The sequence below is a fragment of the Hydrogenophaga sp. genome, from assembly GCF_018780385.1.
Classification (GTDB): domain Bacteria; phylum Pseudomonadota; class Gammaproteobacteria; order Burkholderiales; family Burkholderiaceae_C; genus Hydrogenophaga.
Window position 1 is genome coordinate 24086 of the sequence record NZ_JADMJO010000032.1, and the last position, 7086, is coordinate 31171.

General features: G+C 67.4%; 7 protein-coding genes and 1 tRNA gene. 5 read left to right on the forward strand and 3 right to left on the reverse strand.

The features are described from left to right. Positions 1-63: 63 nt before the first annotated feature. Genes IV113_RS12650 through IV113_RS12660 form a run of 3 tightly spaced genes read left to right on the forward strand, consistent with a single transcriptional unit; the run spans position 64 to position 3640 of the window. Positions 64-723: a response regulator transcription factor gene (locus tag IV113_RS12650; RefSeq protein WP_291085375.1), complete on the forward strand. Its 660-nt coding sequence runs from the start codon at positions 64-66 to the stop codon at positions 721-723. After that, positions 720-2090 carry an ATP-binding protein gene (locus IV113_RS12655; RefSeq protein ID WP_291085378.1) on the forward strand — a complete coding sequence of 457 codons (1371 nt, stop codon included), beginning with the start codon at positions 720-722 and terminating at the stop codon, positions 2088-2090. Before IV113_RS12650 ends, IV113_RS12655 begins: the two co-directional genes overlap by 4 nt. A gap of 56 nt (positions 2091-2146) precedes the next feature. Further along, the gene (locus IV113_RS12660; protein WP_291085381.1) at positions 2147-3640 is read left to right on the forward strand and encodes a Do family serine endopeptidase; all 1494 of its coding nucleotides are present in this window, start codon (positions 2147-2149) and stop codon (positions 3638-3640) included. An 11-nt stretch (positions 3641-3651) separates the two neighbouring features. On the opposite strand, the gene IV113_RS12665 is transcribed toward IV113_RS12660, so the two are convergent. Both IV113_RS12665 and IV113_RS12670 read right to left on the reverse strand, forming a co-directional pair. Then, a complete protein-coding gene (locus IV113_RS12665; RefSeq protein WP_291085384.1) occupies positions 3652-4632 on the reverse strand; it encodes a tripartite tricarboxylate transporter substrate binding protein in 981 nt (326 codons plus the stop codon). A gap of 29 nt (positions 4633-4661) precedes the next feature. Further along, positions 4662-5696, reverse strand: coding sequence for a CDP-6-deoxy-delta-3,4-glucoseen reductase (locus IV113_RS12670; RefSeq protein WP_291085387.1), 1035 nt, complete (start codon positions 5694-5696; stop codon positions 4662-4664). Between the two features lie 83 nt (positions 5697-5779). On the opposite strand from IV113_RS12670, the gene IV113_RS12675 reads away from it, so the two are divergent. After that, positions 5780-6709 (forward strand): SDR family oxidoreductase, encoded by a 930-nt coding sequence (locus IV113_RS12675; protein ID WP_291085390.1) that lies wholly within the window; start codon positions 5780-5782, stop codon positions 6707-6709. Positions 6710-6756: 47 nt separating this feature from the next. On the opposite strand, the gene IV113_RS12680 is transcribed toward IV113_RS12675, so the two are convergent. Then, positions 6757-6841 (reverse strand) — tRNA-Leu (locus IV113_RS12680). Between the two features lie 39 nt (positions 6842-6880). Between IV113_RS12680 and IV113_RS12685 the strand changes: the two genes are divergently transcribed. Continuing rightward, a partial coding sequence (locus IV113_RS12685; protein ID WP_291085393.1) for a pyridoxal-phosphate dependent enzyme occupies positions 6881-7086 on the forward strand: 206 nt, incomplete at its 3' end.

A 7086-nucleotide genomic window follows, 5' to 3' on the forward strand; every position in this document is an offset into this window, starting at 1 on the left:
AGCCCCACCTAAGCGGGCCCGCGCACGATGCCGGCGGGTACACCGTGTCTGGAGAACGCGCACATGAGGCTGTTGCTGGTGGAAGACGACACCATGATCGGCGAGGCCGTGCTGGATCTACTGCGCGCAGAGCACTATGCGGTGGACTGGGTGCGCGACGGTGACATGGCCGCCACGGCCGCGCAATCCGAAACCTACGACCTGATCCTGCTCGACCTCGGCTTGCCGCGCCGTGACGGCCTGGACGTGCTGCGCGAACTGCGCGCCCGCAAGAACCGCGTGCCGGTGCTGATCGCCACCGCACGCGACTTGGTGCAGCAGCGTGTGCAGGGGCTGGATGCCGGCGCCGACGACTACATCCTCAAGCCGTACGACCTGGACGAGCTGCTCGCGCGCATCCGCGCCCTGCTGCGCCGCGCATCGGGGCGTGCCGAGCCGGTGTACGAGCACCTGGGCGTGAGCATCAACACCGCGACGCGCGAGGTCACCACACAGGGCGAGCCGGTGGTGCTCTCGGCGCGCGAGTGGGCCGTGCTCGAACCCTTGATCGCGCGGCCCGGCATGGTGCTCTCGCGCGCGCAACTCGAAGAAAAACTGTTTGGCTGGAAGGACGACGTCAGCAGCAACGCGGTCGAGGTGTACATCCATGGGGTGCGCAAGAAGCTCGGCGCCGGCCTGATCCAGAACGTGCGGGGGGTCGGCTACATGGTGCCCAAGGCATGAGCCGCCTGGCGCGCCTCTTTTCACCGCGCTCGCTGCGCATGCGGCTGATCGGCCTGCTGCTGCTGGCCATCGTGTTCGCGGCGGGGATGCAGGTGGCGGTTGTGTACCGGCAGGCGCGCGCCGAGGCCGACGGCATGTTCGACTACCACATGGAGCAGATGGCCCAGGCGCTGCGCGCGGGCGTGGCCATGCCGGGTCAGCCACCGCCGTTGCCGCCGCCGCTTGCGCCTCACGATGACCGACCGACGCCCGAGGCCTTCGATTTCTTCGTGCAGGCCTGGACGCACGAGGGTCTGCGCGTGTTCCAGTCCGGCACCGCGGCCGATCTGCCGCAGCGCGCGACGCTGGGCTTCTCCAACATCGAGATCGACGGCAGACCGTACCGGGTGTATTCCATGCAAACGCGCGCGCAGGTCATCCAGGTCGCGCAGGACATGCGGCCGCGCCAGGCGATGGCGCGTGCGCTGGCCTGGCGCACGGTGTGGCCGATCGTCGGCATCGCACCGCTGCTGATGCTGGTGGCCTGGGCTGTGGTGAGCGCCTCGCTCACGCCGGTGGCGCGTGTGCGGCGGCAGGTGGCCGCGCGCGAGGCCGATGAACTGGCGGAGGTGAGCGAAGCTGGTTTGCCCGACGAGATCCGACCGCTGGTGCACGAGCTCAACCTGCTCTTTGGCCGCGTGCGGCAGGCGTTTGATGCGCAAAAGAACTTCGTGACCGAGGCCGCACACGAACTGCGCTCGCCGCTGGCCGCGCTGCGGCTGCAGGTGCAGGGTCTGCAGCGTGCGCGCGACGACGCCACGCGCGAGCTCGCGGTGGAGCGTCTGCTGACCGGCATCGACCGCGCCACGCGTCTGGTCGAGCAACTGCTGATGCTCGCGCGCCAGCAGGCCCGGCCCGCAGGCGGTGAGCCATCGCTGCCAGTGGCCTTGGCCACGCTCTCCGCGCAGGTGGTGGCTGATCTGGTTCCGCTGGCGGTGTCGAAGCACATCGATCTCGGCTTGCTTGAGGCCGATGCGGGACTGGTCCATGGCCATACCGAGCCGCTGCGCATCCTGCTCACCAACCTGGTGGACAACGCGCTGAAGTACACGCCTGATGGAGGCACGGTGGACGTGTCGGTGCGGCGCGAGGCCGGGCAACAGGTGCTGGCGGTGGAAGACAGCGGCCCGGGCATCTCCGAGGCGGACCGCGCGCGCGTGCTCGACCGCTTCTACCGCGTGCCCGGTTCGACCGCCACCGGCAGCGGGCTGGGGCTGGCGATCGCGAGTGCCATTGCGCAGTTGCACGGCACCTCCCTGGAGTTGGACCGCTCACCGCGCCTTGGCGGCTTGCGCATCGGGTTGCGGTTGCCTTTAAGAACCGGCTAACTCTGCGAGCCCATATTCAAGGACATGTTCAACCTGTCCTTGCTGAAGGAGCTCTCATGAAAACCCTGTCTCTCACTGCGACGCGTCTGGTGTTGTCGCTGGCCGCCGCGGGCATCGTCGGCGGCGCCAGCATGGGCCTGGTCTCCGGCACCCGGGCCAGCGCGGCTGCACCCGTGGCGACATTGCAAACCGCGCCCGTCGTGGTGGCCGGCACGGCCTTGCCCGACTTCTCGCAGATCGCGCAGCGCCATGGCGCCGCCGTGGTCAACATCAGTGTGATCGGCAAAGCCGGCGGGGAAGATGAGCAACAGGCGCAGAACCGCCTGCCACCCGGCGTCGACCCCGATGACCCGTTCTTCGAATTCTTCAAGCGCTTCCAGGGCCCGGGCGGACAGGGCGGCGAGCGCGAAATGCCGGCGCGTGGCCAGGGCTCGGGCTTCATCATCAGCGCCGATGGTCTGGTGCTCACCAATGCCCACGTGGTGCGCAACGCGCAGCGCGTGACCGTGAAGCTCACTGACCGACGCGAGTTCGTGGCCAAGGTGCTCGGCACCGATCCGAAAACCGATGTGGCGGTGCTGCGGATTGAAGCCAAAGACCTGCCCGTGGTGCCGCTGGGCAGCGCCAAGGACCTGAAGGTGGGTGAATGGGTGCTGGCCATCGGCTCGCCGTTCGGCTTCGAGAACAGCGTGACCGCAGGTGTGGTCAGCGCCAAAGGGCGTTCGCTGCCGGATGACAGTTTTGTGCCCTTCATCCAGACCGACGTGGCGGTGAATCCCGGCAACTCGGGAGGGCCACTGTTCAACGCGCGCGGCGAGGTGGTGGGCATCAACTCGCAGATCTACAGCCGCACCGGTGGTTACCAGGGCCTGTCATTCGCAATTCCGATGGAGACGGTGCTGCAGGTCAAGGACCAGATCGTGGCGCACGGCAAGGCCCGCCATGCGCGCCTCGGTGTGGCGGTGCAGGAGATCAACCAGACCCTGGCCGAGTCGTTCCAGCTTGACAAGCCTGAAGGCGCTCTTGTGTCCAGCGTGGAGCCGGGCAGCCCGGCCGCCAAAGCCGGCCTGCAGGTGGGCGATGTGATCCGCCAGGTGGGCGGACAGACCATCGTGGCGTCGGGCGATCTGCCGGCCTTGATCGGTCAGACCCTGCCCGGATCGACGGTGAAGTTGAACGTGTGGCGCAAGGGGCAGGCGATCGTGCTCAGCGCCAAGCTGGGGGACGCGTCCGACAAGGCGGTGAAAGTGGCCCGCGCCGACAGCGCCACCGATCAAGGCCGGCTGGGCCTGGCGCTGCGACCCTTGGCGCCGCAGGAGCGCCGCGCGGTCGGACTGGAAGGGCCAGACGGCGGCCTGCTGGTCGAAGACGCACAAGGCCCGGCGGCCTTGGCCGGGGTGGAGGCGGGGGATGTGCTGCTCGCGGTGAATGGTGCGAAGGTGCAGAGTGTCGAGCAGGTGCGCGCCATGCTGGGCGGCTCCACCAAATCACTCGCGTTGCTGATCCAGAGAGACGGCAACCAGATCTTCGTGCCGATCCGTCTCGGCTGAGCGCGGCGGACTCAGTCCACCTTGGCGCCGCTGAGCTTCACCAGGCGCTCGTACTTCGAACGCTCGCGCGTCATGAAGTCGGCGAATTGCTCGGGCGAGTTGGGCGCGGGCTCGGCCAGCAGCAGGGCAAAGCGGCTCTTCACTTCGGGTGATTTCAGCGCATCGGCGAACGCCGCGTTGAGCTTGCGCACGGTTTCGGCTGGTGTGCCGGCCGGTGCGATCAGGCCCCACCAGGTGTCGATCTCGAAGCCGGGCAGGGTGGCCGCTACTGTGGGCACATCCGGCACCACGCCGCTGCGCTGCGCCGTGGTCACGGCCAGCGCCTTGAGCTTGCCCGAGCGGATGTTGGCCGCGGCCGTGGCGAGGTTGTCGAAGTTGAAATCGACCTGACCCGAGAGCAGACCGAGCTGTGCCGGGTTGCCGCCGTTGTAGGGGATGTGCACCGCGAAAATGCCGGCCTGGTTCTTGAAGAGTTCGCCCGCGAGGTGGCCGGCGCTGCCGTTGCCACCCGAGCCGTAGTTGAGCTTGCCCGGGTTTGCCTTGCCGTAGGCGATCAGGTCGCCCAGGGAGTTGATGTTCAGGCGCGTGGCGGCATCCGCGTTCATCACCAGCACATTGGGCACACGCAGCATCTGCGTGATGGGTGCGAAGTCCTTGGCCGGGTCGTAGGGCAGCTTGCTGAACAACCAGGGATTGATGCCGTGCGACGCCGTGGTGGCAATGCCCAGCGTGAGGCCGTCGGGCGCGGCCTTGGCCACCGCACTCACGCCGATGTTGCCGCCCGCGCCGGGCCGGTTCTCCACGATCACTGTGCCCAGTGCACCCTTGACCGCCTCGGCCAGGATGCGCGCGGTCACGTCGATCGGACCGCCCGCGGCGAAGGGCACGATGATGCGCGTTGTGGTGCTGGCTTGCGCCATGGCAAAGCCTGGCAGGGAAAGGCTGGCCGAGGCCAGCGCAGAGCGGGTGATCAGTTGGCGGCGGTTCAGCATGGGTTGTCTCCGTTCTTTTGTATGAAAGCTCAGGCCACTTTGTCTGCGGCGCTGGTGAAGGAATCGGCGAAGAATGCTTCCTCAGGGAGGCCGGCTTTGCTCGTGTAGTCCCGCTTGGCCGAATCGATCACGATCGGCGCGCCGCAGGCATACACCTCGTGGCCCGAGAGGTCGGGCAGGTCCTGCAGCACCGCCTCGTGCACGAAGCCGGTACGACCGGTCCACACATCGTCGGGCAGGGCGTTGGACACCACCGGCACGTAGCGCAGGTTCGGCATTTCCGCCAGCTTCGCGTCGATCCAGGCACTCTGGTACAGGTCGGCCGGGCGGCGGCCGCCCCAATACAAAACGGCATCGCGCGTGATGCCCTTGAACTGCATGTGCTCGATGACGGCCTTGATGGGTGCGAACCCGGTGCCCGAGGCGAGCAAGACCATGGGCTTGGTGCTGTCCTCGCGCAGGAAGAAGCTGCCGTACGGCCCTTCGATGCGCAGGATGTCTTTCTCTTTCATCGCGCCGAACACGTGGTCGGTGAATTTGCCACCCGGCATGTGGCGCACGTGCAGCTCCAGCGAAGGCGCGGCGGATTGTGTGTGCGGCGCGTTGGCCATGGAGTAGCTTCGGCGGTCGCCATCGCGCAGGAGGAACTCGACGTACTGGCCCGCGTGGTACTGGAAGGTGTCGCTGGCGGGCAGTTGCAGGCGAACCACCATCACATCGTGCGAAGCGCGCTCCAGCGCGCTCACTCGCACCGGCATTTTCTTGATCGGGAACGCGCCCGCTTCCGTGACCTGGCGCGATTCGATCACCACGTCGCTGTGCGCCACGCCGCAGCAGGTCAACACATAGCCCGCCGCTTCCTCGGCGGCGCTCAGTGCCTTGGGCTGGTGAGGCCCGTGCGCCACGCTGCCCGAGACCAGCTTGCACTTGCACGAGCCACAGGCGCCGTCCTTGCAACCGTAGGGCAAGCCAATGCCCTGACGAATGCCCGCAGCCAGCATGGCCTCGTCGGGCTGGGCGGAGAAGGTGCGCCCACTGGGCTCGACGGTGATGGTGAATGTCATACTGGCACTTGATGAATGGAGAGTCCCGACAGCCCGATGGCGCCTGTCAGGCAACCGGTCATTGTCTCAAATTCGGAAACTGCATGAGCCTCCTCGGTGCTTTGCCCGCACGCTTCCGGCGTGAACGGGTTTTGATCATTGGTTGTGGCGACGTGGGCCAGCGCGCAGCGCGTGTGCTGGGCAGTTCGCCGCGCGTGCGCGTGCTGGCACTCACCTCCAGTCCATCCCGTGCGCCGGCCTTGCGGGCGCAGGGCATCACGCCGCTGCAGGGCAACCTTGACGACCCGCACAGCCTGCGTCGCCTGGCTGGCCTGGCCACGCGCGTGCTGCACCTGGCGCCGCCGCCTTCGGGTGAGTTGGCCGACTGGCGCCTGGACCCGCGTACCCGGGCACTCACCCGCGCGCTGGTGCAACGCTCATTGCCTTCGGTGCTGGTGTATGGCTCCACGTCGGGCGTGTATGGCGACTGCCAGGGCCGGTGGGTGGATGAGACGACCCCTGCCAGGCCACTCACGCCGCGAGCGTGGCGGCGGGTGGACGCCGAAGCGGCAGTGCACTGGCTGGGCCGCGCCACTGGCGTGCGCACCACGGTGCTGCGCATTCCGGGCATTTACGCACCCGATCGCGAAGGCGGCACCCCGCGCGAACGCCTGTTGCGTGGCACACCCGTGCTTCGCACCGAGGACGACGTCTACACCAACCACATCCACGCGGACGATCTCGCTCGCGCCTGCGTGCTGGCCTTGTGGCGCGGCCGACCGCAGCGCAACGTGAACGTGGTGGACGACACCGAACTCCGGATGGGTGACTACTTCGATCTGGCAGCCGACCTGTACGGCCTGCCTCGCCCGCCCCGCGTGGCGCGCGACGCAGCGGGTGACCAACTGCCGCTGATGCTGCTGAGTTTCATGAGTGAGTCGCGCCGACTGCACAACCAGCGCATGAAGCACGAACTGGGTTTGCGACTGCGCTACCCCACCGTGGCTCAGGGCCTGCTGGCATCCGGGCGCTGAGCAGGCAACAAAAAAGGCCGGGCAAGAAACTTGCGCGGCCTGATCTGTGGTGCCCGGGGCCGGAATCGAACCGGCACGCCTTTCGGCGGGGGATTTTGAGTCCCCTGCGTCTACCAATTTCACCACCCGGGCGTCCTGAAAGGGGTTGCAAATTATGGCACAGTGCAAACGATGAACTACCCCACGATTGAAGACGCGATTGGCAACACCCCGCTGGTGGCCCTGCAGCGCATCGGTGCCCAGGCCAACGCGCAGCGCGGCAACGTGGTGCTCGGCAAGCTCGAAGGCAACAACCCTGCCGGCTCGGTGAAAGACCGGCCCGCTGTTTCGATGATCAAGCGCGCCGAGGAGCGTGGCGAGATCAAGCCTGGCGACAC